Annotated in this window: 27 protein-coding genes and 2 pseudogenes; 17 read left to right on the top strand and 12 right to left on the bottom strand. The window is 63.2% G+C overall.

Translation table 11 applies throughout. From position 1 onward, the window contains the following. Positions 1 to 31 precede the first annotated feature (31 nt). Positions 32 to 799 (bottom strand): SDR family NAD(P)-dependent oxidoreductase, encoded by a 768-nt coding sequence (locus CX676_RS14850; RefSeq protein WP_101753306.1) that lies wholly within the window; start codon positions 797 to 799, stop codon positions 32 to 34. 99 nt (positions 800 to 898) lie between these two features. Between CX676_RS14850 and CX676_RS14845 the strand changes: the two genes are divergently transcribed. Beyond that, positions 899 to 1,456 carry a TetR/AcrR family transcriptional regulator gene (locus CX676_RS14845; protein ID WP_101753305.1) on the top strand — a complete coding sequence of 186 codons (558 nt, stop codon included), beginning with the start codon at positions 899 to 901 and terminating at the stop codon, positions 1,454 to 1,456. Between the two features lie 170 nt (positions 1,457 to 1,626). On the opposite strand, the pseudogene CX676_RS23010 reads toward CX676_RS14845, so the two are convergent. Then, positions 1,627 to 2,105, bottom strand: a pseudogene (locus tag CX676_RS23010) (transposase); the annotation flags it as partial. A 177-nt stretch (positions 2,106 to 2,282) separates the two neighbouring features. On the opposite strand from CX676_RS23010, the gene CX676_RS14830 reads away from it, so the two are divergent. The 7 genes from CX676_RS14830 to CX676_RS14800 are packed head-to-tail and all read left to right on the top strand — an operon-like array spanning position 2,283 to position 8,541. Further along, positions 2,283 to 4,346 (top strand): type VI secretion system Vgr family protein, encoded by a 2,064-nt coding sequence (locus tag CX676_RS14830; protein WP_101753302.1) that lies wholly within the window; start codon positions 2,283 to 2,285, stop codon positions 4,344 to 4,346. Next, the gene (locus tag CX676_RS14825; RefSeq protein WP_157935957.1) at positions 4,343 to 5,311 is read left to right on the top strand and encodes a hypothetical protein; all 969 of its coding nucleotides are present in this window, start codon (positions 4,343 to 4,345) and stop codon (positions 5,309 to 5,311) included. The genes CX676_RS14830 and CX676_RS14825 overlap by 4 nt, the downstream gene beginning before the upstream one ends. Continuing rightward, positions 5,311 to 6,000: a hypothetical protein gene (locus CX676_RS14820; RefSeq protein WP_101753300.1), complete on the top strand. Its 690-nt coding sequence runs from the start codon at positions 5,311 to 5,313 to the stop codon at positions 5,998 to 6,000. The genes CX676_RS14825 and CX676_RS14820 overlap by 1 nt, the downstream gene beginning before the upstream one ends. 47 nt (positions 6,001 to 6,047) lie before the next feature. Then, positions 6,048 to 6,443, top strand: coding sequence for a PAAR domain-containing protein (locus CX676_RS14815; protein WP_101753299.1), 396 nt, complete (start codon positions 6,048 to 6,050; stop codon positions 6,441 to 6,443). Next, on the top strand, positions 6,395 to 7,594 hold the full coding sequence (locus CX676_RS14810) for a hypothetical protein (RefSeq protein ID WP_198590204.1): 1,200 nt from the start codon (positions 6,395 to 6,397) through the stop codon (positions 7,592 to 7,594). The genes CX676_RS14815 and CX676_RS14810 overlap by 49 nt, the downstream gene beginning before the upstream one ends. A 2-nt stretch (positions 7,595 to 7,596) precedes the next feature. Continuing rightward, positions 7,597 to 8,025, top strand: coding sequence for a hypothetical protein (locus tag CX676_RS22595; protein WP_157935956.1), 429 nt, complete (start codon positions 7,597 to 7,599; stop codon positions 8,023 to 8,025). 45 nt (positions 8,026 to 8,070) lie between these two features. Further along, a complete protein-coding gene (locus tag CX676_RS14800) occupies positions 8,071 to 8,541 on the top strand; it encodes a hypothetical protein (RefSeq protein ID WP_101753296.1) in 471 nt (156 codons plus the stop codon). 376 nt (positions 8,542 to 8,917) lie between these two features. Here CX676_RS14800 and CX676_RS14795 read toward each other — a convergent pair. After that, positions 8,918 to 9,227: pseudogene (locus tag CX676_RS14795) on the bottom strand (integrase core domain-containing protein); the annotation flags it as partial. Between the two features lie 140 nt (positions 9,228 to 9,367). Between CX676_RS14795 and dgoD the strand changes: the two are divergent. From dgoD to CX676_RS14770, 5 genes are all read left to right on the top strand, one after another. Continuing rightward, positions 9,368 to 10,498, top strand: a complete 1,131-nt coding sequence (gene dgoD / locus CX676_RS14790; protein WP_232816472.1) for a galactonate dehydratase — start codon at positions 9,368 to 9,370, stop codon at positions 10,496 to 10,498. Between the two features lie 3 nt (positions 10,499 to 10,501). Continuing rightward, positions 10,502 to 11,263, top strand: a complete 762-nt coding sequence (locus CX676_RS14785) for an SDR family oxidoreductase (RefSeq protein WP_101753294.1) — start codon at positions 10,502 to 10,504, stop codon at positions 11,261 to 11,263. A 110-nt stretch (positions 11,264 to 11,373) separates the two neighbouring features. Continuing rightward, positions 11,374 to 12,105 carry a FadR/GntR family transcriptional regulator gene (locus tag CX676_RS14780; protein ID WP_101753293.1) on the top strand — a complete coding sequence of 244 codons (732 nt, stop codon included), beginning with the start codon at positions 11,374 to 11,376 and terminating at the stop codon, positions 12,103 to 12,105. Next, complete coding sequence (locus tag CX676_RS14775) at positions 12,102 to 12,971, top strand: SMP-30/gluconolactonase/LRE family protein (protein WP_101753292.1); 870 nt, start codon at positions 12,102 to 12,104, stop codon at positions 12,969 to 12,971. Before CX676_RS14780 ends, CX676_RS14775 begins: the two co-directional genes overlap by 4 nt. Next, the gene (locus CX676_RS14770; protein WP_101753291.1) at positions 12,968 to 13,822 is read left to right on the top strand and encodes an aldose epimerase family protein; all 855 of its coding nucleotides are present in this window, start codon (positions 12,968 to 12,970) and stop codon (positions 13,820 to 13,822) included. Before CX676_RS14775 ends, CX676_RS14770 begins: the two co-directional genes overlap by 4 nt. A gap of 852 nt (positions 13,823 to 14,674) precedes the next feature. Here the strand turns inward: CX676_RS14770 and CX676_RS14765 are convergent. Genes CX676_RS14765 through CX676_RS14730 form a run of 8 tightly spaced genes read right to left on the bottom strand, consistent with a single transcriptional unit; the run spans position 14,675 to position 22,928 of the window. Continuing rightward, complete coding sequence (locus CX676_RS14765; protein ID WP_101753290.1) at positions 14,675 to 15,964, bottom strand: TRAP transporter large permease; 1,290 nt, start codon at positions 15,962 to 15,964, stop codon at positions 14,675 to 14,677. A 3-nt stretch (positions 15,965 to 15,967) separates the two neighbouring features. After that, positions 15,968 to 16,492, bottom strand: a complete 525-nt coding sequence (locus CX676_RS14760) for a TRAP transporter small permease (protein WP_157935955.1) — start codon at positions 16,490 to 16,492, stop codon at positions 15,968 to 15,970. 59 nt (positions 16,493 to 16,551) lie between these two features. Further along, positions 16,552 to 17,526 (bottom strand): TRAP transporter substrate-binding protein, encoded by a 975-nt coding sequence (locus CX676_RS14755; protein WP_157935954.1) that lies wholly within the window; start codon positions 17,524 to 17,526, stop codon positions 16,552 to 16,554. A 28-nt stretch (positions 17,527 to 17,554) separates the two neighbouring features. After that, the gene (locus tag CX676_RS14750; RefSeq protein ID WP_101753287.1) at positions 17,555 to 18,316 is read right to left on the bottom strand and encodes a maleate cis-trans isomerase family protein; all 762 of its coding nucleotides are present in this window, start codon (positions 18,314 to 18,316) and stop codon (positions 17,555 to 17,557) included. Beyond that, positions 18,316 to 18,819, bottom strand: coding sequence for an acyl-CoA thioesterase (locus CX676_RS14745; RefSeq protein WP_101753286.1), 504 nt, complete (start codon positions 18,817 to 18,819; stop codon positions 18,316 to 18,318). Before CX676_RS14745 ends, CX676_RS14750 begins: the two co-directional genes overlap by 1 nt. Beyond that, positions 18,819 to 19,961: an FAD-dependent monooxygenase gene (locus CX676_RS14740; RefSeq protein ID WP_101753285.1), complete on the bottom strand. Its 1,143-nt coding sequence runs from the start codon at positions 19,959 to 19,961 to the stop codon at positions 18,819 to 18,821. Before CX676_RS14740 ends, CX676_RS14745 begins: the two co-directional genes overlap by 1 nt. Positions 19,962 to 19,989: 28 nt before the next feature. Further along, a complete protein-coding gene (locus tag CX676_RS14735) occupies positions 19,990 to 21,663 on the bottom strand; it encodes an AMP-binding protein (protein WP_101753284.1) in 1,674 nt (557 codons plus the stop codon). 20 nt (positions 21,664 to 21,683) lie between these two features. Then, a complete protein-coding gene (locus CX676_RS14730) occupies positions 21,684 to 22,928 on the bottom strand; it encodes an alpha/beta fold hydrolase (RefSeq protein ID WP_198590203.1) in 1,245 nt (414 codons plus the stop codon). Between the two features lie 348 nt (positions 22,929 to 23,276). On the opposite strand from CX676_RS14730, the gene CX676_RS14725 reads away from it, so the two are divergent. Then, on the top strand, positions 23,277 to 24,128 hold the full coding sequence (locus tag CX676_RS14725; protein WP_157935953.1) for an alpha/beta hydrolase: 852 nt from the start codon (positions 23,277 to 23,279) through the stop codon (positions 24,126 to 24,128). 5 nt (positions 24,129 to 24,133) lie between these two features. Here CX676_RS14725 and CX676_RS14720 read toward each other — a convergent pair whose 3' ends face one another. Continuing rightward, positions 24,134 to 24,868: a TetR/AcrR family transcriptional regulator gene (locus CX676_RS14720; RefSeq protein ID WP_101753282.1), complete on the bottom strand. Its 735-nt coding sequence runs from the start codon at positions 24,866 to 24,868 to the stop codon at positions 24,134 to 24,136. Positions 24,869 to 24,982: 114 nt separating this feature from the next. On the opposite strand from CX676_RS14720, the gene CX676_RS14715 reads away from it, so the two are divergent. Genes CX676_RS14715 through CX676_RS22590 form a run of 3 tightly spaced genes read left to right on the top strand, consistent with a single transcriptional unit; the run spans position 24,983 to position 26,205 of the window. Continuing rightward, entirely contained in the window at positions 24,983 to 25,684 is a 702-nt protein-coding gene (locus tag CX676_RS14715) for a VOC family protein (protein WP_198590202.1), read from the top strand. Continuing rightward, entirely contained in the window at positions 25,684 to 25,944 is a 261-nt protein-coding gene (locus CX676_RS22795) for a hypothetical protein (protein ID WP_198590201.1), read from the top strand. The genes CX676_RS14715 and CX676_RS22795 overlap by 1 nt, the downstream gene beginning before the upstream one ends. 24 nt (positions 25,945 to 25,968) lie before the next feature. After that, the gene (locus tag CX676_RS22590; protein WP_157935952.1) at positions 25,969 to 26,205 is read left to right on the top strand and encodes a DUF6455 family protein; all 237 of its coding nucleotides are present in this window, start codon (positions 25,969 to 25,971) and stop codon (positions 26,203 to 26,205) included. The last annotated feature ends 355 nt before the right edge of the window (positions 26,206 to 26,560 follow it).

The raw sequence follows: 26,560 nt of genomic DNA, 5'->3' as shown, positions 1-26,560 counted from the left end.
GCGGCAGCGCCTTCGCCGCCGCCCTATTCGTTTACTGCCGTCCGGCGGTGACGCCGCCATCGACGGGCAGCACCGTGCCGGTGATCCACGACGCCTGATCCGAGGCAAGGAAAAGGATCGCCTCGGCCACATCGCGCGGCTGACCGTTGCGGCCAAGCGGATGGAACGCATCGAAGCTCGGCAAGACGTCGGCCACCTGCGCATCGGTCAGGAAGGTATTGTAGACCGGCGTCTCGACCACAGCCGGGGCGACGGCGTTGATGCGGATTTTCAGCGGTGCGAGTTCGATGGCCAGGTTGCGCACCATGGCATGGACCCCGGCATTCGCCGCCGAATAGGCCGCCGATGGCGTGGCCCCGATCGCCTGAATCGCCCACATCGATCCGGTCTGCACGATGGCGCCACCCTTGTCCTTCATCGCCTTGGCCGCCGCCTGTGCAGTGAAAAACTTGCCCTTCAGGATCGTGTCCAGATACCAGTCGTAATCCGCCTCGGTCAGCTCGAGGAAGGGTTTGGGATTGAACACGCCCGCATTGTTGACCAACACATCCAGTCCGCCAAAGCGCGCGACCGCGAGGTCGACCAGCGCCGTACCTGTTGCCGGGTCGGCGATATCGCCCGCCGACACCGCCACCTTCGCGCCGCTCGGGTCGATCTCTCTTGCGGCAGCCTTAAGCTTGGCCAGATCGCGGCCGTTGATGACGACCGAGGCCCCTTCGGCCACAAAGCGCGCAGCCGTTTCCTTGCCGATACCCGAGCCGCCGCCGGTGATTGCGACGACTTTACCCGCGAAGCGCATGCTGATTCTCCATCTATCTATCAGTAGGTAGATATCTCATAGCCATTGCGGATCGATGACGCAAGCCCTATCTATCAGGTGATAGAGAGAGGGCCGATCATGAGCGATACCACCGAAGCCATCATGGATGCCGCCGAAGCGCGGATCCGCGCAGGCGGCTATACCGGCTTCAGCTTTCGTGAACTGGCTACAGATGTGGGGGTCAAAAGCGCCAGCGTGCATTATCACTTTCCGACCAAGGAGAACCTCGCCGCGGCCGTCGCCCGTCGCTACAAGGATCGATTCCTTGTAGCGGTCGAAGGCGATATCGACGCAGGAAACGATGTGGTGACGGCGTGGAAGGCGGGCTTTCGCCGGGCGCTGGAGGGCGATGGCGGGATGTGCCTCTGCGGCATACTCGGCGCGGCTGCCTGTGCCTTGCCGGACGAGGTCTTGAGCGAGGCGCGGGGCTTCTTCGAGGCCGGGCTGGCACAGATGACCGCACGGGGACTGACGACCGAAAAGGCGGCGCAGGTAATTGCAACGCTGGAAGGCGCCATGCTGCTGGCCAATGTCCTGCATAGCCCTGCAGCATTTGACGAGGCGACGGCGGCGCTAGGTGAAAGCCATATGGCCTCAAGGGACGCGCTCTGGCCGGAAAATCCGCCGGCGGCCTGACCTATGTCTACAAGGCCGTCGTCAAGCTCAACGCCGCTGGCGAACCCATCCGGGATGACCAGCAGATCGACCCGACACAGGCTGCTATCGTGCGCCGGAACTTCACGAATTACGCAAAGGGGTTTCCCCGAGGTAGACCGCCGGGCAGCTAAGCCTAGAGAAGGTTCCTACAGATCGTCCGCCAGCTTGCGATAGCCATAGATCCTGCCGCTCTCGGTCCAAGCCTGCCGGATCAACGCAGTTTGGTGCATATCCTCCTCCGCGCGGCGGCTTAACGGCTCCTTAAGCCCTACAGAGAAGCTGGAGAAATGGACCGGCAACACTCGGCACTTGGCGCGAATACGAAACTGGTCGCGATGCGCTCTGATGAACGTGCACTTCACTTTGCATGCTGCGCGAAGTACGCGGCCCCCTTCCTTAGTATGTCACGCTGCTCAGTCACCCGAACCAGCGCGCGCTTCAGCCGACAGTTCTCGGCATCCTTCTCCGTGTCACCCGACACTGCCTTCGCGAGCTTGCGCTTCCAAGCATAGAGCAAATGCGTGCTCACCCCGAGCCGCTCCAAAACCCACTTGGCCGGGTAGCGCCGCTCCGTGATCTGTACCATAGCATCGCGCTTGAACTCATCCGTGAAATTGCCTGTGCCCATCATGGCCTCCTTGTCTCAAAGTTAGCGAAGAAGGCGACCATGAATCACGGGCTATTCACTTCGACCCAGCCGGGATGTGCTGTTGAAAGAGGATCGCGGACAGGTCGTCTGTTCATTGACGCTTGTGCAAGCTATAGTTTGATTCACCTGTTGTTTTCAGTTCCCCGGAGGCCCTTTTTGAACGCCCCCTTCAAGCAATCCGAGCGCCTTGGCCGCCTGACCACCGCGCTTGGTGCCGATACGCTCAGCCTGCTGCGCTTTGACGGCTCCGACCATCTGAACGATCTCTTCGACTACCGCGTCGAGGCGCTGGCCATTCGCGACGACCTGGATTTCGACGCCCTCATCGGCACCCATGCGAGCGTCGAGATCGAGGCGCATGACCAGATGCGCGCCTTCGATGGCATCGTCACCTCGGCCCGGTGGGCCGGCGTCGGCGAGAACGGGCATCGCTATGACCTGACTCTGCGCCCGTGGTTCTGGCTGGCCGGGCGGCGGCGGAACCAGCGCATTTTCCACGACAAGACCGCGGTCCAGATTCTGCAGGAACTCTTTGGGGAATATGCGGGGCTGGGCGATCCGGCGCTGGAGATGAAGCTGACGCGTGACTACCCGGTGCTGGAATACACCGTCCAATACCGCGAGAGCGACCTCGATTTTGCCCGCCGCCAGATGGAGCGTGCCGGCATCAGTTTCCATTTCCGCCATGCGGTGGGCAGCCATACGCTGGTCCTGACCGATGACGCGCTGAGCCATGAGACCATCGGCGATCGCCCGTTCAAGCGCTATGACGGTCACCACCACTATGAGCAGGAGCATTTCTGGGACTGGGCGCCCGAGCGCAACCTGACCACCGGGGCGATCCGGCTGACCGATTACAATTTCAAGACCCCGACCGCCGCGATGGAGACGGACCGGACCGGCGATGCCACCCATCCGCAGGGCCGGATCGAAAGCTTCGACTATCCGGGTGACTACCTGGCGCAGCCGGTGGGCAAGCTGGTTGCTGGCCTCCGGACCGAGCAGGAGCGCGGGGCGGACCGCAGGAACCGGGCGGTCGGGGATTGCGTCGCGCTTGGCGCGGGGATGCGGCTGACGCTCTCGGGCGACACCGTGCCGGGGACCGGGGAAAGCTATCTCTGCCTCTCGGCCAGCCATCATTTCGTCAGCGAGGCCTATGGCTCGGGCGGGCCGGGCAGCGATGGCTATGCCTTTACCGGCAGCTACACATTGATGCCCGACACCGCGCCGATGGTCCCGCCCCGGCGCACGCCGCCCGCCATCGTGCAGGGCCCGCAGACGGCGATGGTGGTGGGCGAGGGCGAGATCGATTGCGACGAATACGGGCGAATATTGGTGCGGTTCCACTGGGATCTGACCGGGACATATTCGATGCGCTGCCGGGTGTCACAAAACTGGGCCGGTGCGGGCTGGGGCGGCATGGTCATTCCCCGCATTGGCATGGAGGTGGTGGTCGAGTTCCTCGAGGGTGATCCTGACAAGCCGCTGGTGACAGGCAATGTCTTCAACGGCAAGAACGATGCGCCCTATCCGCTGCCGGTGCACAAGACCAAGGCGGTCTGGCGCTCGAAGACCCATCGGGGCGAGGGCTTCAACGAGCTGAGCTTCGAGGATGAGCTTGGGCAGGAAAAGATCTATCTCCATGCCGAACGCGATCAGGAAGTACATGTCGAGAATGATCTGCTGCAGCGCGTGGACGAGGTCGCCATCTTCTCGACCGGCAAGAACAAATTTTCCGAGGTCGGAGGGCGGTTCGAGGAGTATATCGGGAACAGCTATACGCTGCGGGTTGGAACCGACAGCTTGCAGACAAATCTGGCAAAGCAGAAGCGGGTGAAGTTCCAAAGAAATCTTGCCGGCCAGATGACCATGAACCAATCAGCGATTCATCACATGCAGTCCGGCAACGACGGCGATCTGACCTTCGACATCGGTGGCCGTAAAAGCGAAGCTGTGGCAACAACCAGCAGCGAGATCGTGGGTGCCAGCAAGTCGACGCAAACGGGACAAGATCTTATGCTGGGAGTCGGCCGAAACCGGGTTGACGTGACCCGAGGTGACCACTCTGAGCGAACCGATGGCTCCCGTCTGATCTATGCTCGCAAAGGGTTTGAAATTCGGTGCGGAAAATCTCGATTCACGATGCAGCCGGACGGCACGGTCTCTATCGATGGAGTTCATGTCATCGTTAACGGAAAGAAGCGGATTGATTTAAATTGAACAAGCAGAAAAACCGAATGAAAATCAGGATAGTCCTGTTTGCAACAACCCTGCTTCTTCCGACAGCGTCTATTGCCGGGTCAACCGAAGATTGCCCGGACTTCTTCCAAGAGCTTTCGGAAGAAGCCATGCTGGGCGAGAACTCCCGCGCGGTGGACTTCCTGACGACGCTGGATGAGCACTGCGCAACTGAAAATCTCGATAAACATGGGGACATGTTTGCTGATATTCTGATTGAAAACAGCATATTGGAGTATTTCAGGGATTCCAGGTCAACCTATCTGTCGCGGGCCATCGGGACCTATCACGCGGCAGGGTTGCGCCCGCTCTATCTGGATCATCGCATCTTCCAGCGCGTATTGGATCAGGTCGATCAGACTTTCGACGAACAATCTGCTGAGGGCCAATTGCAGCTGCAGCAAGCGGTGCATTTTCTTGGCGTTGGGTATGACGACACTCTGCCCTTGCTACAGTCGTGGCAGCATTACGTTCCCGGTCTTGCATCCCGGTATCAGCCGATCTTTGGGATAGCTGATGCGGCGGCCTGCGATGACGGCGAATGCGGCGCAGTTCCTTCAACTCTGTGTATGCCCGATGAGGTGCAGGCGGCGAAAAGCGCCTTTCACACCTCCCCGGACAAAATCGAGGCCTGGATGAAAGAGTGTCGGCTCGGTGTCGGCAAGCCCGAAACACCGGCAGTTCTTCAAACGATGCGCGAGTCGGGAATACTGGATGCCCGCTGCTCGGAAACCGTCCAGTATAATGCAATCTTCTCCGTGGGGTTCGCTGCTGCACAGAATTGCGATAGCCTGCTTGCGCAGTTGCCGGGACTGTCGGCGGTAAGTTCGACCGATCTTGTGGCTATCCGAAGATATGGTGACAGACTGGTTCAATTGGGGCGCATGTCGGAAGGTGATTATCAACGGATCTTGGGAGATTCCGGTGCTAGCCAGGAGAATGAGTGATGCAGGATGGCTGGGCGACTCTTCCTGAGAACGTATCCGATCTGACCGAGCAGCTGCAGGGCGCCGCGAAAGAGTACTACTCGAAGAGTGACTATGATTTTTCGACACCAGAAGGCTGGGACGAGTATCTGAACGATAAGGTTCACAATCCTCCAACCGCAGATGGGGCACATAGGCGCGACTTTGTTTACAAGCCTATTGGTGGCATGTTCGCTGGAATCAACAGCACACGTGAAATCCAACTGGCAGTCAGGGGACCGGTCGTTGGGCTGCCCTATCCTGCTGGTGTACTGCACGTTTACTATCCAAATGCGTCGTACGAGATGACCGTCAGCAGCTTCTTTGTCGGGGCATCAAGAACGGGCTTACCTAGCTACTTCAGAGTATCGGCATTCGGACCAACCGAGAACGACGAGATCCAGGTCTGGATGTGCTATTGGCTCGCCGAAAGACCGGAGGCCCCGGATCCTATAGGCGCGCTTATGGACAAGATTCCGCCTGGAACCGAGGCATATGGGGAGATTCTGAAGGCCCTGAAAGACGCCGCGGACAGCGCAAACAAGGCGGCCCGCTTTCTAAAGCCGGGACCCTATGTCGTCGAAGCTCGTATCGTCGCGCCGGGAACGGGATTTGATGAGGGCAGCAGCGAGTGGCAGGTGCCGGCACCGGTCACGCATCAGTTCGGTTAGGTCTCGTATCGATTGCCTGCCACCATCATTTAAGAGGGCCTCCAACCATGCCTGCAGCGCATCGGAAAGGTGACATCGGCTCGGGCCATGCCTGCCATTTTCCACCGACTCCGGCGACGGGCGGCAGCCCGGATGTGAATGTGAACGGGCGCGCGGCGATGCGTGTGGGCGATAGCTACGCGCCCCATGCCTGCGTTGCCGGCCATGCGCCGCCGCATACCCGCGCCATGTCCGCAGGCTCTCCGACGGTGTTCATCAACGGCAAGCCCGCCGGGCGCCGCGGAGACAGCATCGGCTGCGGTGGCGCGGCGCAAAGCGGATCGGGCGATGTGTTCATCGACGATCGCGGCGTCAACCTGGCTGCCGGATTGGGGGTCGCGATCGGAGGCACCGAATGCCAGGTCGCGCAAGCCCGGCAAGCGTCGCCTGCCATGCGCGGATGAGCGTGGGAGCGGATGATCTGGCCAGGACGCCGCGCCGCGACCTGTTGGTTCACCTGACCCAGCTGGTGCTGGCACCCGATACCCGCGTCTTCGCGGTGATCGACGGGGCCTTTCAGGTCGACCTGCCGGCGCGTTGCCGGGCGGCGGGGCTGAGCCATCGCCCGCTCTACCGCCATGACGGCGACCCGACGATCGTGCTGGGCGGCCCATGGATCATCAATCCCTATCGCGACGGCTTTGCGATGACGGACGACACGGCACCCGATTGGACCACCGGGGCAGGCGACGGCAATCTGACCGCGGAAGCGCTGGCCAGCCGGATGCAGGCTGCCCTCGAGGCGGGCGATCCGACCGGGGGCGGGATGCTGCCAGTGGACGATGTGACCGACCGGCGTGCGATCATCGCCCGGCTGGATGCGATTTTGCGGCTGGTCGGGGACTGTCCGGGACTGGTCTTCTGGGTCGGGACCGAGACTCTGACCGAGGATCTGCTGTACGGTCACCTCCGCCGGCTGAACAAGATGCTGGTGCCGGCGGGGGAGGACGGCGCCGATGGCCGCTCGGACCTGTCGGATGCTGCTGCGGGTGCAGACGAGATCCCCCTGCCCGCGCCGGACGAGCAGTTCGAACTGGTGATCTTTCGCCATGCCGATGCCAATGCGCTGGCGCAGGTCATACCGGCACTGGAGCCACCGCAACTGTCAAGGCTGTTCGGTCCCTGCCTGCAAATCGTCCACGCCCCGGATTGGGAATGGGCGGCCACGCGCCGGATCATCGACAGGCCGTCAGCTCTTCCGCAGGCACCCAAAGGGCCGCTGCGGCTGACACCCGCGACGATCAGGAAGATGGAGGCGCTGCGGATGGCCGGATCGCGCCGGAAGGTCATGACCTACCTGCGCGAGGTCGATCCGGGCGGCACCGGAGACTTGCCCGATGAGTTCCTGTATCGGCAGGTGCTGGACTACGAGGCCTCGGGCGACAGCATCGGCCTGCAATCCGAGAGAGCGCATATGAAATGGGCCTACCTGATGTCGATCACGGGCGGCGAGGCGGGAAACGGCGACGTGGCGCGGCGCGCGTTCCGCGGCAGCGGCAAACACCCGGACGACGCGATCGACGATCTCATTGATGATCTGGAAAAGGCGGTCTGACCGTGGGGCGGCTGATCAAGCTCATCCTGCAGCGCCTGCTGAGAGGCAAGAAGCCGCCGGCAAGGCCAGGATCGGCTGGAAACCGGGCGAACCAGTCCGGCAACGGCAATCGCAATCGCAGCCAATGCGTCGGGAGTTGCCGCAGGACACGCCAGGAACTTGAAGACGAGGCCAATGTTTCACAGCAAACCAAGGGTCGAACACGACATGGCCGGAAGACCGGCGGCATGGGACAGGCCGACCGCGACTTCGACTCGCTTGGCCCCGAAAACGTGCGCAATATCAACACGCAATACGGTGCGGGCCGCACCGGCACACTATCCGACGGAACGCGCGTCACCGTTCGCCCGGGCAGCTCGGACGGGCGCCCGACCTTGGAAATGCGCAATCCTACCAGCAATAGAGGCACCGAGATCCGCTATGATCCTTGATATGATGATCCCTGAATTGCAGGTCGCCATGGAAAGGCAAAGCAGGTGGTGAAGTTGCTCGAGCAGGCGCTGGATGCGAAACGGATGCTGCGGCCGGAATTCGTGACCGCCCAAGGATTCGGCGCCCGGATCTTTGCAGACTATATCGGGCGCGAGGAGTTCCAGCGCGCCGTCGATCTGGCCTGGGCCACAGGTCCCACCGACATCACCATCTACCATGCCGAATTTGGCGCCGAGGAGCAGATATCGGTCCTGAAGAATGCCGATACAGCCTGGGCGGCCATATTTGATCAGTCCTATGAAGATCAGATCGTCGAGTTCAAGGACCGCGATCTGTTCCTGTGGCTGCCTTCGGGCGAGCATCTGTTCGTGGCCTTCGGTGACAGGCGTCTGCTGGCCAGCCTGGGCGATCCTGAAGACGCAGCGGCGGAGTTCGAGGACTATGTCGAAAATGCCGGGCTGACCGAACAGGGCAAGGCATTTCTGCGAGACTGCGCCCGGAGTTACCAGATCTGATCCCCAGGGCCTGCGAGGCTTGCATTAGACTCAGACCCGGATGGGCTTCAATTGCATCCGAATGACGGTCCGGCCGGCGTGAAAGCTGCGTGGGATCGGGGCTCAGCCTATTCCTGGTCCGTGGGTCATCCGACCTTTCGGGTTGGTTGAAACTCATTAGTAAAGGCATTTTTATCGACCCACAGGATTTCCGCTCATACGACAAAGAAGCAGATCACAATGAGGCCTTGGGCACTCCTGCCTGACGCCCCTGTTGAACACCTCGAAATAGGTGTTGCCGCTTGGATCTTCCCGACAGAGGGAAATCGAGATCGGCCTTGTACAGACAGTCCCATCTGAGTGGTCCATTTGGAATGGTTGGTGCATGACCGGTCTTTGGTCGGGCGATGGCTTCTGGGACTGGTGGGCGATAGCCCAATCCGCTGTGTGGTCGTTTTGTGTTGTAGTGTTTCCTCCATTCCTCGATCAGGATCTGCACCCCGCGCAGGCTATGGAAGACCTCCCCGTTCAGCAGCTCGTCGCGAAAGCGCGCGTTGAAGCTCTTGCGATACCCGTTCTCCCAGGGCGATCCCGGTTCGATATAGGCCGTCTGCGCCCCGACGGCGACGATCCAGTCGCGGACAGCCAGGACCCACAAGCTCGGGGCCATTGTCGGAGCGAATGAACGCAGGGATGCCGCGCAAGATGGTGACGCGCGGACGATAGGCCGAAGAGCAGGCCCATCAGAGCGCCATTGACATCACATGATTCATTTTTTAAATACTACAAATCAGGAGGAATCATCGTGCGCATAACCCGGATCAGTTCGCTTGTGTGTAACGCCGCCATGCGGAACTGGGTTTTCGTGCGGGTCGAGACGGATGTGCCGGGCCTGATCGGCTGGGGCGAAGCGACGCTGGAATGGAAAACTCGCGCCATCGTCGGGGCGATTGACGACCTTTCGCCGCTTATCCTGGGCCGCGACCCGCGGGATATCGAGCAGTGCTTCCAGATCCTGACCCGGCACGGCTTCTGGCGCATGGGCGTCATCGGCATGTCGGCGATCAGCGGCATCGAGATGGCGCTGTGGGATATCTTCGGCAAGTCACTGGGCCAGCCGGTCTGGCGGCTTCTGGGCGGCAAGGTCCGCGACCATGTGCGCACCTATACGCATCTCGGCATGGGCGACATGGGATCGGTCTACGAGACCTCGGGGCGCAGCGCCTTGTCCGAGCGTGGTCAGGCGGTGGTCGAGGCGGGCTATGACGCGGTCAAGGTCGTCTCGATCCCCTATGCGCATTACGTCGCCTCGAACCGGGATATCGACGGCGTGGCCGATGCGATGATGGGCCTGCGCGAGGCGGTCGGTCCGGATGTCGATATCATGGTCGATTGTCACGGGCGTCCGGCCTCTGTCGCGCTGGCAAAGGATTTCATCCGCGCGCTTGAACCCTGCCGGCCGATGTTCGTCGAGGAACCGCTGCCGCCCGAGGACATGGACGGGCTGGCGCATCTGACCGCGACACAGAGCGTTCATATCGCCGCAGGCGAGCGACTGGTCGGGCGGCGCGACTTTGTCGAGGCGCTGAAGAAGCGCGCCTTCCATATCGCGCAGCCCGATATCTGCCATGCCGGTGGGCTGTCCGAGACCAAGAAGATCGCGGCCCTGTGCGAAAGCTACGGGATAGGGGTCGCGCCGCATAATCCGCTGGGGCCGATCGCGGGCGTGGCCGCGCTGCATTTCGGCATCTCCACCCCGAACCTGATCATTCAGGAAGAAATGGTGGGTGCGGTTCCGTGGTATGGCGCGGTGGTCGAATGGCCGATCGAACGTCAGCCGGGCCGCTGGGGTCCGCCCGAAAAACCGGGGCTCGGGATCGAGGTGAACGAGGCCGAGATCGCGAAGCACCCGTTCGAGCAGGAAATCCTGCACGCCACAAACGCTGTCCTTCCGGACGGCACCATCGTGGATTGGTAAGCCATGACGGATCGTCTGAAGGACAAGGTTGCCATCGTCACCGGCGCCGGCCAGGGGATCGGTGAGGCGATTGCCCGCGCCTTCGTGGCGGAGGGCGCGAAAGTGGTGATTGCCGAGCGCAATCCCGAGACCGGCCAACAGGTGGCCGATGAGATCGGGGCCGTCTTCAGTCCCTGTGATGTGACGGTTCCGGCGGATGTCCATCGAGCGGTGCGAGACACCGTGGGGGAATTCGGACGGGTGGACGTTCTGGTGAACAATGCCGGTGCGAATGTGTTTCACCGCCCGCTGGACATGCCGCGCTCGGAATGGGCGCGCTGCATGGCGCTGGATCTGGAGGCCGCGTGGTCGATGGCCGAGGCGGTCCTGCCCGGGATGCGCCAGCAAGGGTCCGGGGTGATCCTGAACATCGCCTCGACCCACGGTTTCAAGATCATTCCCCACACCTTTCCCTATCCCGTCGCCAAGCACGGGCTGATCGGGCTGACGCGCGCGCTTGGGATCGAGTATGCCGCCGAGGGCATCCGGGTGAACGCCATCGCGCCGGGCTATATCGAGACCGAGATCGCCCGCACCTATTGGGCCGGTTTCCCCGATCCCGAGGCCGAGCGTCAGCGGGCGATGGCGATCCATCCGCCCGGTCGCATCGGCCGGCCCGAGGAGATTGCCATGACGGCGGTCTTCCTCGCCTCGGATGAAGCGCCCTTCATCAACGCCGAGACCATTGTGATCGATGGAGGACGTTCGGCGCTCTACCACGACTGACACGCCATAAGGGAGGAAACCATGCGTGACTTCAAGAGCCTGACGGCACTGGCACTGGTGCTGATCCTCGCCGTGCTTCTGGCCGAGTATCGCCTGAACAGGAGCTGACGATGACCAAGCCGAACAGCCCCCTCCGCGAGCGGCCGCGCAATCTGGTCACCTCGACACTGGCCAAGCAGATCCTGTCGGGCGTCTTCCCGCCGGGGGCCAAGCTGCCGACGGAAACCGAACTGGGCGAACAGCTTGGCGTCAGCCGCACGGCGCTGCGGGAATCGATCCGCACCCTTGCGGGCAAGGGGCTGATCGAAAGCAAGACCCGTTCGGGCACGGTCGTCCTGTCGCCGGCGCAGTGGAACCATCTCGACCCCGAATTGCTGGGCTGGCGTGAGGAGCTGGCGCCCGATCTCGACTTCGCCCGCAGTCTGACCGAGGCGCGGCAGGTGATCGAGCCTGCCGCCGCCCGCTTTGCCGCCGAGCGTGCCACCGGGCAGGATCTGGGGCGGATGCAGGACAGTTTCGACGCCATGTGCAGGGCCGATGCGCAGGACATCGAGGCCAGCGTCAGCGCCGATGAATCCTTCCATCTCGCCGTGCTTGCCGCCAGCCATAACCCGGTCTTCATCAATTTCGGCGCGATGGTCGGGACGGCGCTGCGCAATGCCTTTCGCCTGACCACCTCGGCATCGGAGAACTTTGCCGCGACCCTCGACATGCATGGCGAGGTGCTGGAAGCCATCCGCATGCGCCGCCCCGACGAGGCGGGACAGCGCATGGCGGAGCTGCTGGGCATCGCCAGCCGCGATCTGGCGCGGGTCATCGCGCAGGAGGCCAGCGGGAGATGAAAGTTTCCGTGGCCGCCAGCACGCGGGATGTTCTTGGCGAGGGTCCGGTGCACGACGTTGCCGACGGCTCGCTGCGTTGGGTCGATATCGGCCGCGCGCTGTGGCACCGGCTGGATCTGGCGACGGGAGAGGTGACGACGCAAGCCGTCGAACCGGCACTGACCGGCTTTGCCCCGACCGACAGCGGCGACTACATCGGGGCCTATGTCACGGGTATCGCTCGGCTCGATGCTCAAGGACGACGCGGCGACTGGCTGGCCCAGCCCGAGGCCGGGATCACCACCAACCGCTTCAACGACGCCGGAACCGACCCCGCCGGGCGGTTCATCGCTGGCACCATGAACATGGCCGAGGGCGCACCGACCGGGGCTCTTTACAGTTTCGCGGGCGGCGATCTGTCGGTGCTGCGAAGCGGGATCGGAATCGCCAATACCATCGCCTTCAGCTCCGACGGCGACCGGCTCTATACCGCCGACAGTGCCACCGGCGATCTGGCCGCCTATGCCTATGACCCGAGAACAGGGCGGATGGGAGAGCGGATCGACAGCTTTCGCCCCGACCTCGATCTGCCCGGCACACCCGATGGCTCGGCGATGGATGCCGAAGGTTGCCTGTGGAATGCGCGTTGGGATGGCGGCTGCGTGGTGCGGCTTGCGCCCGATGGCCGCACGCTTGCGGTGATCGATCTGCCCCTGCGCCTGCCGACCTCCTGCTGCTTCGTCGACCGCTCGCTTTACGTCACCACATCGACCTGGGACTATTCCGAGGCCGATCTGCTGGCGCAGCCCATGGCAGGAAATCTGCTGCGCATTGATGTCGACGTCGCGGGCCATCCCCGCACAGCGTTCGCCTCCGGCCGGGAATGATTCATCTCGAGAACGAGACGCTGCGGCTTGGCCTGATGCCGGACCATGGTGCCGCGATCTGGCAGATGGAGTTTCGGACCGCGTCGGGATGGCAGCCGGTCCTGGTCCCTGGCGCTGCAGAACCAAGGGGGGCACTCTCCTCGGGCCTGTTCTGGATGCTGCCCTTCGCCAATCGCGCACGGGGGAACCGGCTTCACGACATTCGGCTGCAGCCCAACACGGCCGAACCGCTGGCCCTGCACGGCTGCGCCTGGCAGCGCCGCTGGCAGGCCGAGATGCAGGGCGCCGGGTCGGTTCGACTTCATCTCGCCGCCGCGGATGCCGGCAGCCCTTTCCCCTTCTCGGCAAAGCTGGACCTGCGCGTCGACGGCTCGAGCTTCCTGGCCCTTCTTGTCTTGCGCAACGAGGGGGCCCAAAGCATCCCGGCAGGCCTGGGCGCGCATCCGTGGTTTCCGAACCTGCCCGGAACCGAGCTGCAATTCGACGCGAGCCATGTCTACCTCGAGGGCCCTGATCATCTGCCAACCGATCCCATCACGCCGCCGCCAGAACTGGATTTCTCGGCGGGCGCGCCGGTGCCAAAGTCATGGCGGAACAATGCCTATGCGGGTTGGCGCGGGCAGGCCGTGATCCGACAGCCAGAGCTCGGCTACCAGCTGACGATGCACACGGCCCCAGTCACGCGCGAGCTGATGTTTCACACTGCGCCAGACCTGCCGCGTTTTGCCCTGGAGCCACAGACCCATACCAGCGGCGCAACGCTTGCCGACCCGCCCGCGCCGCAGGTGGGTCTGGTCTGCCTGGAACCCGGCGAGGTGTTGGCCTGTGGCCTGACACTGACCATGCTCTAACGCTGATTATTTCCAGCGAGCAGGATATTGGGGCAAGTCGGTTGATCGAGCGTGGAGGCAGGTCCGAGGTAAAGTCCGTTTTGTCGAGTCAGAATTGCAAAACCGTTTGGTTTGCGACAATCCCAATGTTGGCGCGATCCGGCACTACAAGCGCATTGCGTCAGCCGTTTCACGCCTGCGCCTCATGGAGATCCGGTAGATTTGCGCGCATGCGACACACGGAAAAGTAGATCATCGGCATTTGCCTAGATGTTCCAGATTTCGGCTTTGAAGGCCGTGACGGTGTGTCGATCACGCTCTGCAGCGCGGCTGCGCAGTTGTTGCAGGGCCCCAAGCCTTACTCGGCCAACAAAAAGTGCCCGATTGCGCGCTGTTTTGAGTGGCATTCAGAGTTCGGTGGTAGCGGGGACAGGATTTGGATTACAGCGAACGAAATTCGCTCTGCCATGGAGACGGCAACGAAACATGCAATGAGAGTGCTAACTTCAATCTGTGCCGCCAAACGATTTACCTTACTATTACAATATCTCAACAAATCCCTCGTCCGCCGACCAGCGAGGCGCCTTCGGTATCAGGGCATCCGAAAGATCCTTCCAAACATCCAGCGCTCTCGAGCACCAACGTTGCACTCAGTAAGAAACTGATGGATCGTGGTCTCCGTGCTCTATCATCCTGATTGAACAAGCTCGCGCCAACTACCTGCGCCCGCGACGCTGAGAGACAGTACCCAGTTTGGCTGGATCTTCCTGCAAGGCTGGACGTGAATTGCTAAATTACGCCTCAATATCATGTCATCGCGGGCCAACCATGCGGGGCCCGTGATGCTGCTTGTCGGCCTTCCGGTCCTCCTACTCACAGCCGCGACGGCAGCCAGGTCGCAAGCGGCGGGAAGGCCCAGACCAGGATCAGCGTCAGCACGATCAGCCCGATGAAGGGCCAGGAGGCGGCATAGATCTCGCGCAGGCTGACATCCTTCGGGCTCGAGGCGCTCAGCGCGAAAAGCGCGTAACCGAAGGGCGGCGTGATCGAGCCGAGGGTCAGGTTCAACAGGAACAGCGTCCAGACGACCAGCGGATCGAAGCCGAAGGTCGCCAGCAGCGGCACATAGATCGGGATCAGGACCAGCATCAGCGCGATCTGGTCGAGGAACATGCAAAGGACGAAGGGGATCAGCATCAGGATCGCCAGCACCACGACCGGCGGCAGATCGAGCCCGGTCAGCAGCGCGACCAGATCAGCGGTCAGCCCGGAAAAGGCCATGAGCTGGGTCAGGATCTTCGAGGCCGCCATGATCAGGAGGATCATCGAGGACATGAGCACCGTGCCTTTCAGCGCCTCGATCACCATGGACAGCGACAGCCTCCGATAGATGGCGGCGACGACCAGCGCGCCGAACACCCCACAGGCGGCGGATTCGTTCGGCGTGGCGATACCCAGAAGGATCAGCCCCAGCACGGCGAAGATGACGATGGAAAAGGGCAGAAGCGACAGGATGGCGCGCAGCATCGAGCCGCGCGGGGCGTCGCTGGGCCGTTCGATATCGCGCGAGGGATCGCGCCACAGAAGGACCTGGACATAGAGGAAGAACAGAACACCGGCGACGATGCCGGGCAGTACGCCCGCTGCCAAAAGGGACGAGATCGAGGTGCCCGACAGCATGCCGATCAGCACGATCAGGAAGCTGGGCGGGATGATCGGCGCAAGGCAGGCGCCGCCCAGAACCAAACCGGCCAGCAGCTGCTTGTCGCCGCCGCGCTGGATGCCCTCTGCCATCACCGTTCGGCCGAGCATCGCGGCAACGGCAATCGCGGAACCCGAGAGCGCGCCCAGAAGCACCGAGATGACCACCACGATCACATATTGCCGCCCGCGAATGCCGCCGATGATGTCATCCACCGCGTCGAACAGGATGGTGATGCAGCCCGAGCGGAACAGCAGTTCCCCCAAGAGGATGAACAGCGGCACCGTCACCAGCTCGGAGGTCATCGAGGTGTCGAGGATCGAGGCCGGGAAGATCGACAGCATCTGCGGCCCCATCAGCAGCAGCGCGGCGAAGATGTTGAAGCCGAAAAAGGCGGCAAAGACCGGGACGCCCAGCAGGAACAGCAGCGCGAGCACGGCGAAACTGGCATAGATCGGCATGATTCAGACCCTTTCGGTTTCGACGAGCGGCTGGGGAAGCCCGGCCTTTTGGGGACAGAAGGCCAGCATCCGCAGCACGTGCAGGGCAGATGAGGCGAAGCCGTAGAAGACCACGGCCAGAAGCCACCAGCGCGGAACGGGATAGCCGGCGGCGGTCATGGTTCCGGCACCGAGCGCGGACAGAAGCGACCGCCAGACGATCCAGCTCATGGTGACAAGGATGGCGAAGGTGGCCAGCAGCGCGCCAAGGCTCAGCAGCCGGAGCAGCCACGGCGCGGTGAAGACCGAGGCGAGGATATCCATGGCGACATGCTGGCCGTGCCGGGTCACCGCCGGGGCGGTCACGAAGATCGAGAAGGCCAGCAGATAGCCGCTCCAATCCGGCACCCAGGCGATGGGCGCCCCCAGAAGATAGCGCGACATGGTGGCCGCGAACGAGATCGCCGCGATCGCCGCCAGCGCGCCCATGCCCAGCCAGAGGCCGGTTTCGGACAGCCTGTCGTGAACTCGGCCGATGGTCCTGAACATGTGTTTCTCCTCCCGCAAAAGAGGCGGCGGGCCGCCTTGCCGGCCCGCCACCATCGCGCTCAGTTGGTCAAGAGACCGGCCTCGGTGACCCGCTCTTCAAGCCGTGCGGCGGCCTCGGGGTCGCGGCTTTGCGCGAAGGTCCAGGCCCCGCTGGCCACGCCCTCCTCCAGTCGCGCGGCGGTGGCCGCGTCCAGTTCCAGCTTCTGCATCCCCGCCGCTGCTAGCTTCTCGGCCTCCTCGGCATTCAGCCTGTCGTAGACGCCGGGGATCTCGGTCTCGAGAACCTCGGCCTGCGCGTCGAAGACCGTACGCAGATCCTCGGGCAGCCCGTCCCAGAAGGCCTGGTTGGCCAGGATCACATGGGGCGAGGAAATGTTGGTGGTCAGATAGCTGTCGGCCACCTCGGCAAAGCCGTAGCCCGAGGCCCCCGCTGCCGGGAACAGCGCCCCGTCGATGACCCCGCGCTCCAGCGCGCTGAACATCTCGGCCGGAGGCAGCACGACGGGGGTGCCGCCGATGGCGGTAATGTAGGGGTGCTGCGGCGGCAGGGCGCGGATCTGCCGGCCGGTCAGATCACCCTGCTCGGACAGACCCTTGTTCATAAAGATCCAGTAACCATGGGCCAGCGGCACCGAAACGACATGCAGGCCCAGCTTGCCATAGCTGTCGCGGATCTCGTCCATCGCCCCCGAGGCACGGAAGGCCTCGGGATCGGGCCGGATGCTTTCCAGCCCGGTCAGCAGCGTCGAGGTGCCGGTGTGGAACCCCGGATAGGTGCAGAGGATCTGGAACAGCCCCGCCTGCGTCGGCTCGAGCTGTTCCAGCGGCGGAATGGTTTCCGGCCCCGAGATTTGAACGGTGATCTCGCCGCCCGAGGCCTCGGTCAGAAGCTGGGCATAGCGTTCGCAGATCACCGTCGAACCGGGGTAGCGGTCATCCCAGGTGTTCAGCATCCGCACCGTGGTTTCCGCCGCCGCACTGCCGGCAATCGCCATGAATGCGCCGGCGAGGGCCAGCGTTTTCGCGTTTGTCATTGTCATTCCTCCCATTGATGTCGTGATTTCAGGCGGCTGGCCGCAGCCCGGGCGCCAGCATGGCCCCCGCGGCGGGTACCACCGGCTCAAGCCGCATCTGCTGCAGCATCGAGCGCACCGTGCAGGCCGCCGCCGAGGTCACCGGGATCCCCAGTGCCGCCTCGACCGGCGCCAGCGCCGGCAGCGAGGGCATCTGCACGCAGCAGGACAGCACCACGGCATCGACGCCCTTGGTGTCCAGCCGCTTCACATCCTCGATCAGCGTCAGCGGATCGCGGGCGGCGACGGCCAGATTGTCTTCGATCTCCAGCGCCAGACTGTCCTGAATCTCGAAGCCTTCATTGGCGACGTAATCGGTCACCCTTTGCGCCAGAGGCTTCATGTAGGGCATCAGCAGGCTGACTCGCTTCGCGCCCATTTCCTTCAGCCCCTCGATCAGCGCACCGGCCGAGGACACGACCGGGATCGACTTGCCCTCGTCCGTGATCGCGCCTTCCAGGTTAGTCTTGGATTTGCGGTGATAGCCGAGGCCCTGGCTCATGATCGCCACAAGGCAGGCATAGCCCATCACGTCGACATCGGCATCCGAGAGCTCGCGGGCACAGCGCAGCGAGTCGCGGTCCATCGCCGTCAGCTCTTCCTGCGTCACCTTCTTCATCCGCATCCGGCTGGAATGAAAGGTAAAGCGCTCGGGCCGGATGGTTTCGCGCGAGCGCAGCATGGCCGGGATCTCGGTTTCCATGGTGATGTTCGACGAGGGCACGATCTGCCCGATGCGATAGGCGCGCATTAGCTGGTCTCCTTGACGGGATGCGCGGCGGCATAGGCGGCAACGCGCGATTTCAGTTGCTCAGGCAGGGCGACGGCGGCGCGGCTGTGGCGGTCGACCGTGACCGGGGTGATCCGGGCGGTGAAGGCCAGCGGCCCCCGGCGCTTGCCCCCGCTTTCAACCCTGTGGGCGCGGATCAGCAGGTCGAAGGTGCGGCTGCGGATCTCGCCCACGCGCACATCCATCTCGAACTGCGCATCCAGCGGCAGGGTCGCGCGAAAGTCGATCTCGACCCCGCGCACCGGGAAATCGACCGACAGCCCGTCCTTCAGCAGATGGATCGGGCCGCCCAACATCATGCTGATGAAGACCTCATGCGCGGTCACCACATAGTCGAGAAAGCGCGGCGTATAGGCGACACCCGCCGGGTCGCAATCGCCCCAGCGGACGACACGGCGGATGACCAGCGGTTCGTCCGAGACGATCTCTTCGGTCGCGGGGAAGAAGGTATAGGGAATGGTCATCACGCCGCCCCTGCCCGTTCGGACTGGTAGGCCGCCATGAAGCCCGGGTAATCGGCGGCGACGCGGGCGGCATCGACGCGGCCGGTGCGGGTCAGGTAGTCGAAGGCGAAGGCATGGGGGCTGGCCGCATCGGCCATGTGCTCGCCCATCTCCTCGTACCAGCCATAGCTTTCGCGGGCCGCGCCGATCAGGATATCGGCGGCGGGCTTGCGGGCGGCGACATAGGCGGCCAGTGCCGAGACGACATCGGCCTCGGTCTCCAGCGCCTTCACCAGCGCGATGGAATCCTCCATCGCAATCCGCGTGCCCGATCCGATCGAGAAATGCGCACGGCGCACGGCATCGCCGATCAGCACCCGGTTGCCATGGGTCCAGCTGTCATTCCAGACCGGCTGGAAATTCCGCCATTCCGACTTGTTCGAGATCAGCGGCTGGCCCTGCAGGTCATCGCGGAACAGGTCCTCGACAAAGTCTTGGCGTTGGTCATTGGTCATCGCCTCGAAGCCGCAACCCTCCCAGGCCGCGCGGTCGCATTCCATCACGAAGGTGCACATCCGGTCGGTATAGGGATAGTAATGCGCGCAGAAGGCCCCGCCCCCGGCATTGCGGAAGCTCAGCGTCGGGCGGTCATGCAGCCGCTCGGCTCCATACCAGGCGAAGGCGTTCGAGAGCTGGCTGCCATGGGTGCCGAACTGGGTCTCGAAGCTGCGGCGCATGGTCGAATTGGCACCATCGGCCCCGACCACCAGGTCGGCATCGTCGAGCAGTCGCGGATCATCGACCTGGGCGTGATAAGTCACGTTGACGCCCACCTCGGCACAAAGATCCTGCAGCGTCTTCAGCAGGGTCAGCCGTTCGACCGCGCCGCCATAGGCCTCGCCCTCGACCTGGACCGCCTGACCGTTCAGGATGATCTCCTGATTGCCCAAACGCTTGGTGATGGCATCGAGCCGGGCGAAGCTGTCCGCATCCGCGGCCTGAAGCCGCGCCAGGCCGGCGCCGGCCAGCACCACGCCAAAGCCGAAGGTCGCGTCGGGGGCATTGCGCTCGTGCACATTCACCTCGACATCGCCAAGGCGCTTGCGCGCGAGATAGGCGAAATAGAGACCCGAGGGGCCACCGCCCAGAACATTGATCTTCATGATCCTCTCCTTTCGTTTCCCTGCGGGATCAGTGCGTGGCGGCGGGTTCTTCCGCCTTCAGCGTCTCGGCGATGCGCTGTCTCAGAACCGCCTTGTCCAGCTTGCCCACCTTGGTCAGCGGCAGGGCGTCGATGGGTTCGATCCGCTCGGGCCATTTGAACACCGCCAGACCGGCCTGTTTTAGAAAGGCCCCCAGCTCGCGCACATCCGGCAGAGCACTGTTCGGCGCGGCGACGGCGTAAAGGCAGATGCGTTCGCCATGGGTCGGCGAGGGCATGCCCACCACCGCCACATCGGTAAAGGCGGGATGGGCCATCACCGCGCGCTCGACCTCTTCGCAATTCACCTTCTCGCCGGCGCGGTCGACCACGTCCTTAATGCGGCCCTCGAAGGAGTAATAGGTCACGCCATCGATGCGATGGGCCTTCATCAGATCGCCGGAACGATAGAAGCCATCCCGGGTGAAGGTCTCGGCGTTGCGATCAGGCGCGTTGTAATAGCCGCGGATCGTATAGGGGCCGAACACTGCCAGCTCGCCGATCTGGCCGGTCTCGACCTCGTCCTCGGTGCCCGGGGCGAGAAGCCGCACCTGGTCGAATTCGGACACCGGCGTGCCGCAGGTCTGGAAGCGGACAAACTCGCTGTCGCCCGCGCGGGTGAACATGATAGTGCCCTCGGTCATGCCGAAGATATGATGGCCGGGCACCTTCATCTCGGTGCTGACGATCTCGGCCGCATCGGTCGAGAAGATCTCGCGCAGATTGCCGGTGGTGATCCGGCCCTCGGCGATCTCGGCCTTCATCCGCATGACGATGGGCTTGGCGGCGCCCATGACCGTGGGGGACAGCGCATTGTGGATCTCGCGCATCGCCTGCTGATCGACGCGCGGGGTGGCGATCACCGTGCCGCCCGACATCAGGAACGGCCCCCAGCCGCAGCCCATGTTCAGGTTGTGGGCGAAGGGCATCGGCACGAACAGCCGGTCCTCGGCGGTCCAGCCCTTGAATGCCATGACCGCGCGCATGTTGTAGAGATATTCCGAATGCATGCGCGGGATGATCTTGGGGACCCCGGTGGTGCCGCCCGAGAGCTGGAAGGCCGCGACCTGCCAGGGGTCCTGCGGCACATCGGCCAGAACCCGAAGCGCCTCGGCCAGATCACCGGCGAGGAATTCCTGCATGTCGACAACGCCCTCGCCGGCTTCGCCACGGGTCGAGACGATCATCTGAAGGCTGTCGATCTCGCCCTGCATCTTGTGGGCAAAAGCGTTGAAATCGAACTTCTCCGCATCGCTTTCGATGAAATGCGCCCGGGCGCCGGCAAAGCGGGCCAGAAAACCGATTTCGGCCTCGCGATGGGCGGCCAGCGTGCAGATCGGGATGATCGCGGCCTTCCAGCAGGCCAGAAAGGCGATCAGCGCCTCGGGCGTGTTGGTCAGCTGGAACACCACCCGGTCGCGCGGCTTCAAACCCAGCGACAGAAGCCCGGCGGCTACCTTGTCGGTCGCGGCGTCGAGATCGGCATAGCTCATCCGGCCGCCCTGCCAGATCACCGCATCGCGGGTCGCATGGCGGGCTGCAGCGGCGCGAAAGCCATCGGCCAGGGTTTCCAAGGTCAGCGCTCCGGCCTCGGTCCAGCGCTTCAGATCGGCCGCGTCGGGATAGACAACGCCCTCGATCGGCTCTTCGGGTTCAAATGACATGGTTTCCTCCCTTGTCGCGGTCAGGTCAGCAGCCGGTTCTTCAACCAGCCTCGGATGGCCTCACCCGCGAGGATCTGGCCGCTCGGCTCGCCAGCCGCGAGGGGCTGGCCGTGATGGGTGCCGCGCAGGGCGACACAGGATTTGTCCGTAGTTCCCAAGGCATCGACGATGCTGTCCAGTTCCTCGGGGAAGACGCAGGCATCGGCGGTATAGCGGAGGACAAAGCTCGGCTGGTCGATGGCCGGGGCGCAGCGCAGCACACTGGCCTTCGAGGTCAGCCCCGACCAGGTCGAAAGCCAGCTTTCGGGCGTGCAGACCTTGCCGAAGCCGACGCCGTTCATGTTGGTCTTGAACGGATCGCGTCCCCAGAGCGAGCCGAGGCTGCGGTCGGTCGGATCGATGCTCAGGTCCCAGTTGCGCAGATCGGCATCGGTGCGCGGCACCTCGAAGATATGCTGCCAGCCCGCGGCCAGCTGCGCTGCCGGGTCACTGGCGCCGGCCTTGACGGATTTGCGCGCCTCCATCCTGAGACGAACCATCTGCCGCGCCGTCTCGTCAATCCGCGCCACCCGGGCCTTTTGTGCGGCGCGATAAGCGGCGATGAAGTCCGGCGCATAGCGCGCGCCGTCAGAGGCATAGCCGTTACTTGCCGAAAACGGGAACAGCGCCGGATCGATCGACAGCGGGTCGCGCTCATCGGTAACCGAGGGATCGAGCGAATTCATCAAGAGGATCCCCTGCCCCGGATGCGGCGCGACGAAGACCATCAGGTCGGGGCGCACCATCGGCGCTTCGGCCAGCTTGACCCGGCGACCGGCCGGTGTGCTGGTCTCGCGCGCTTCGGAGGCGAGATTGGCCTGCTCGGCGTAATAGGCGAACAGGCCGCCACCGCCGGAATTGCCAACCAGCACGATCTGGTCATAGCCGCAATCGCGCAGGAAGGCGGTGCCGGCATCGACATCCAGCACGGCCAGTTCATGTTCCAGCCGCAGATCGTTGCCAGCGGCGCGCGAGCCCTGAACCCAGACCGCCGCGCCCGCCTCCAGAAGTTCCGGAACCAGGTAATGCGTGGCCAGAATCTCGCGCGGATGCATCAGGCAGCAGACCGCCTTCTCGCCACCGCGGCGATAGAGATAGCCGGTGACATTGGCACCGTCCGCCGTGGTCAGCGTATGCACGGTGGACACCAGATCGCCCGGCAGACGGCTCGGGTCCCATTGCGCGCCCCGCAGTCCCGCCAGTGGCATGAAATCCTGTACCGACATTGGTTCCTCCTTGATCTGCCTCTTACAATGCCTCATTATTGATAGTATGTCAATATTTATTGACTGCGTGGCAATTAATGGCACATCCAACTGTTTTACAATGAATTTGCCAAGATATGCCGCAGGATGAAGTGGCTGTCCCTCATCCCAATCCGGCCAGCAATCCGAATCGACATTCAGGGGCGACAGGTCAGCCGGATGACCGGACTGGCGCCTCATCCGGTGGCGAAATCTTAATTGACGCTATATCAAATAATGGCTAACAACGTGGGACCCGACGCTGGCGGCAATCGGTCGTCACGCCCGGTCACATCGGAACGGCACGTCAATGGGAGGAGACCAGGGACGATGAAACGAAGCTTCGAAATCACCACCAGTCAAGGACCGGTCTCCGGTATTTTCGGGCGAGCAGCGGAGAGCGCCGGCAAACAGCCGACCCTGCTGGTCGCCATCCACGGCGGCACCTATTCCAGCCGCTATTTCGACATCCCCGGCCATTCGCTGATCGACCGGGCCATGGCCGCCGGATTCGACATCATCGCACCGGATCGCCCCGGATACGGTGGCAGCGAGCCGCTGGCGGATGGCCCCGAGATGCTGGACCGCAATGCCGCGCGGCTGGCGGACCTGATGGGCGAGATCACCGGGGCGCTGGAGCTGCAGCCCGAGGGCATCGCGCTGATCGGGCATTCCATGGGCGGGGTGATCGCCGCCTCCATCGCCGCGCGGCGACCAGACTGGCCCCTGCGCGGCATCATGGTGACCGGCTTCGCCCAGACCCTGCCCGCCCATCTGGCCGAGGATTTCGCCAAATTGCCGCCGGGCTATTTCGTCGAAATGCCGACGGCGCTGAAGGATCAGGTCATGTTCGGCCCGCCTGACACCCTGCCCGAGACCATGCCGGCAGCCAGCCACCCGGCCAACACGCTGATGCCCCGGGCCGAGGCCATCGACATCGCCGGCGACTGGGGCCACCGCGCCCCCGGCCTCCTGGGACGGGTCACCGTCCCGGTCTATTACAAGCTGGCCCAGCACGAGCAGCTTTGGCACATCGCCGATCAGGCCACCGTCGCCGCCATGCTCACCCGCGCACCGAAGATCGAAACCGGCATCTTCGCCGGGGCCGGCCATTGCATCGATTTCCACAAACGCAGCGCCGATTTCCACGACGAGATGCTGCGCTTCGCGGCGGCGCTTTAGCCCGGCTATCCGTCGGCGCGCCGCATGGTCGCGAAACGGTCCAACAGCGCCTCGAGCCCGATCTGGAAGGCATCATCGGCCCTGACCCGCGCGAAGGGGCGCAGCGCGAATTCCAGCCCCGGCATCTCGCCGGGGTCATAGGCCTCGGCCCGTGCGGTCAGGAACGTCTCATGCGCCGAGGGTTCCAGCCGTGAACTGGCCGAGGTTGCCGCCGACAGGCAATGCAGCGCCAGCACGTGATAGCAGAGCGCCGCCGTTTCCGCGTCGAAACCAGCCCCGCGCAGCAGGGAAAAGGCGTGGTCCAGGTAGGCCGCGCCATAATCCGTTTCGCCATCGCGCACCCGCTGGAACACCCGGAACTTGGCATGGGTCTGGATATGCTCGGCGGCCCCGCGATGATCACGTTCGGTGGTCATCAGGGTCTGGGCGAAATGCGACAGGCGCCGGCGCCAGTCCGATTCCTCGGGCATCGCGGTCAGCTTGGCCAGAAGCTCGCGATAGAAGCGGTTCAGGATGGCCGAGGTCAGGTCATCCTTGGTGCCGATGTGGTAATGCAGCGCCCCGGGCTTAACCTCGAAGGCCTTGGCCAGCTGCACGAAGGACACCTGGTCGATCGACTGGCTGCGCGCCAGATCATAGGCTAGGTCGATGATCTTCTCGCGGTCGACCAGACCATCCTCGCCATCACCGCTGCGACGGGGGCGGCCACGGCCGCGCTTTTCATGTGTGTCACTGCTCATGCCACCCTAATTGCCATGGCAACAATTTCCTTGGCAAATGCTATTTATTGAGATAGTGTCAATTAATAGGAAGCGACACAGAGACAGACCGATTCGCAAGAGGAGCCGATCACCATGACTGATAGCCTTGAAAAGCGCGACGACGCATCCTCCGCCACGAATTTCAACGATGCCATGGGCGTCGGCAATGGTAGCCTTGCCGGCACCCGCCATGCCGCGCTGGACAGCATCCAACTGGCGCTGAACGGCGTCGACCACACCGCCCGCCCGACTTGGAAGCTGAACGAGACCATCGAATTCTACCGCGACATCCTGGGCCTGCCGCTGGTCCACGCCATCAGCGCGCGCGGATGGGGCCCTCCGGGTCACCATGATTTCCTGCATTTCTTCTTCGATGCCGGCAAGGGCGCGACCATCGCCTTCTTCTATTACATCGGCAGCAAGCAGCCCGCGCGCTATGTGCCGGAAGAGCATCATTTCTACTTCGCCACTCATACCGCTTGGGCCGTCGATACCGAGCAACAGCTGATCCAGTGGAAGGAAACACTGGAGGCTCGCGGCATCAAGATCTCGCCCTACACCAAGCACGAGATCCTCGAGTCGATCTATTTCACCGATCCGAACGGCTATCCGGTCGAGATCACCCGCCGCCTGCGTGAGACCGAGCTGATCGACGAGGTCGATGCAAGGCTGACCATCCAGGCCGCGATGGAGGTCGAAACCGAATGCCGCGAGGCGGGCGACCTGATGCCGGACATCGACATGGTCTGGCGCCGCAAGGCCAAGCTGGTCGATGCATACAAGGGAGCCGCGTGATGATCGAGGTTCATGTCATCGACGTGCCCGAATTCCGGCCCATGGTCGAAACCCAGCGCGACAATCCCGAAGTCACCATCTCGGGGCCGGTCAAGGGTTACTGGACCATCACCGCCCCGGTCGAGCTGATCTTCTCGCGCAAGGCGATGAAGATGAAGCCCGCCGTCTGGTACGGCATCTTCACTGGCGGGCTGAACGGCGAGATCGCGGCCTGGGGCCGCGACGAGGTGCGGGTGATCGGCACCAACCGCCCATTGTGACAAGGCCGCAAGAGGAGCAGCAACATGTTTGGACAACCTGCCGACCAAAGCGAAGCGATCGCGCTGATGGCCGCCCGTATGTGCATAAATCTCGGGCAGGTGGCGTCGCGGCGGCAGATCAGCCCCATCGACCAGCGCACCAGACTGAATCGCTGCGGGACTTGCAAAAATGCCAGCACCTGCTACAGCTTTCTCAGGACAAGGCCCGAAAAGATCGAGGCCGCAGCTATTGCACGAACCGCGATCTCTTCGACCACGTGAAAACCGCAATGCAGGACGACTCGCCGCTGGTCTATGAGTCGGGCAGTCTCGATCTCCGGGCTGTCCGGCGGCGGCGGAACATCTGCAATCTCTTGCCAGCTTGATCCGAGTTGGCCCTGCCTATTGGTCGCATCACAGCAACCATCATAATCTGGCTATACCTCAAGAACGAGGCTTTGGAATGCAAGGACGGTCTATGAGTTGAACGCGGCCTTGGGCAGTTCATACCCTTTACGTCTCGCAGCTCGGAATGACATGTCAATTTGACAAATAGTTCATTTGATCAACCGGCCCGTACCGGCCACACACCGGCGTTCAACATCGATGATCAACATGCCGCAGCGCTGTCGCTTGC

The organism is Paracoccus zhejiangensis (genome assembly GCF_002847445.1).
GTDB lineage: Bacteria > Pseudomonadota > Alphaproteobacteria > Rhodobacterales > Rhodobacteraceae > Paracoccus > Paracoccus zhejiangensis.
The sequence above is the reverse complement of the archived record's forward strand: the minus strand, read 5'-3'. Positions and strand labels throughout refer to the sequence as shown.

Excerpts from the sequence above, each read along its gene's own strand:
- CX676_RS14850 (WP_101753306.1), bottom strand. The coding sequence starts at position 799 with ATGCGCTTCGCGGGTAAAGTCGTCGCAATCACCGGCGGCGGCTCGGGT.
- CX676_RS14715 (WP_198590202.1), top strand. The coding sequence starts at position 24,983 with ATGACTGATAGCCTTGAAAAGCGCGACGACGCATCCTCCGCCACGAAT.
- CX676_RS14750 (WP_101753287.1), bottom strand. The coding sequence starts at position 18,316 with ATGCGCGCCTATCGCATCGGGCAGATCGTGCCCTCGTCGAACATCACC.
- CX676_RS14740 (WP_101753285.1), bottom strand. The coding sequence starts at position 19,961 with ATGAAGATCAATGTTCTGGGCGGTGGCCCCTCGGGTCTCTATTTCGCC.
- CX676_RS14810 (WP_198590204.1), top strand. The coding sequence starts at position 6,395 with ATGCCAGGTCGCGCAAGCCCGGCAAGCGTCGCCTGCCATGCGCGGATG.
- CX676_RS14730 (WP_198590203.1), bottom strand. The coding sequence starts at position 22,928 with ATGTCGGTACAGGATTTCATGCCACTGGCGGGACTGCGGGGCGCGCAA.
- CX676_RS14780 (WP_101753293.1), top strand. The coding sequence starts at position 11,374 with ATGACCAAGCCGAACAGCCCCCTCCGCGAGCGGCCGCGCAATCTGGTC.
- CX676_RS14765 (WP_101753290.1), bottom strand. The coding sequence starts at position 15,964 with ATGCCGATCTATGCCAGTTTCGCCGTGCTCGCGCTGCTGTTCCTGCTG.
- CX676_RS14725 (WP_157935953.1), top strand. The coding sequence starts at position 23,277 with ATGAAACGAAGCTTCGAAATCACCACCAGTCAAGGACCGGTCTCCGGT.
- CX676_RS14755 (WP_157935954.1), bottom strand. The coding sequence starts at position 17,526 with ATGACAAACGCGAAAACGCTGGCCCTCGCCGGCGCATTCATGGCGATT.
- CX676_RS14720 (WP_101753282.1), bottom strand. The coding sequence starts at position 24,868 with ATGAGCAGTGACACACATGAAAAGCGCGGCCGTGGCCGCCCCCGTCGC.
- CX676_RS22590 (WP_157935952.1), top strand. The coding sequence starts at position 25,969 with ATGTTTGGACAACCTGCCGACCAAAGCGAAGCGATCGCGCTGATGGCC.
- CX676_RS14775 (WP_101753292.1), top strand. The coding sequence starts at position 12,102 with ATGAAAGTTTCCGTGGCCGCCAGCACGCGGGATGTTCTTGGCGAGGGT.
- CX676_RS14845 (WP_101753305.1), top strand. The coding sequence starts at position 899 with ATGAGCGATACCACCGAAGCCATCATGGATGCCGCCGAAGCGCGGATC.
- CX676_RS14770 (WP_101753291.1), top strand. The coding sequence starts at position 12,968 with ATGATTCATCTCGAGAACGAGACGCTGCGGCTTGGCCTGATGCCGGAC.
- CX676_RS14820 (WP_101753300.1), top strand. The coding sequence starts at position 5,311 with ATGCAGGATGGCTGGGCGACTCTTCCTGAGAACGTATCCGATCTGACC.
- CX676_RS14760 (WP_157935955.1), bottom strand. The coding sequence starts at position 16,492 with ATGTTCAGGACCATCGGCCGAGTTCACGACAGGCTGTCCGAAACCGGC.
- CX676_RS14815 (WP_101753299.1), top strand. The coding sequence starts at position 6,048 with ATGCCTGCAGCGCATCGGAAAGGTGACATCGGCTCGGGCCATGCCTGC.
- CX676_RS14785 (WP_101753294.1), top strand. The coding sequence starts at position 10,502 with ATGACGGATCGTCTGAAGGACAAGGTTGCCATCGTCACCGGCGCCGGC.
- CX676_RS14745 (WP_101753286.1), bottom strand. The coding sequence starts at position 18,819 with ATGACCATTCCCTATACCTTCTTCCCCGCGACCGAAGAGATCGTCTCG.
- CX676_RS22795 (WP_198590201.1), top strand. The coding sequence starts at position 25,684 with ATGATCGAGGTTCATGTCATCGACGTGCCCGAATTCCGGCCCATGGTC.
- CX676_RS14735 (WP_101753284.1), bottom strand. The coding sequence starts at position 21,663 with ATGTCATTTGAACCCGAAGAGCCGATCGAGGGCGTTGTCTATCCCGAC.
- dgoD (WP_232816472.1), top strand. The coding sequence starts at position 9,368 with ATGCGGAACTGGGTTTTCGTGCGGGTCGAGACGGATGTGCCGGGCCTG.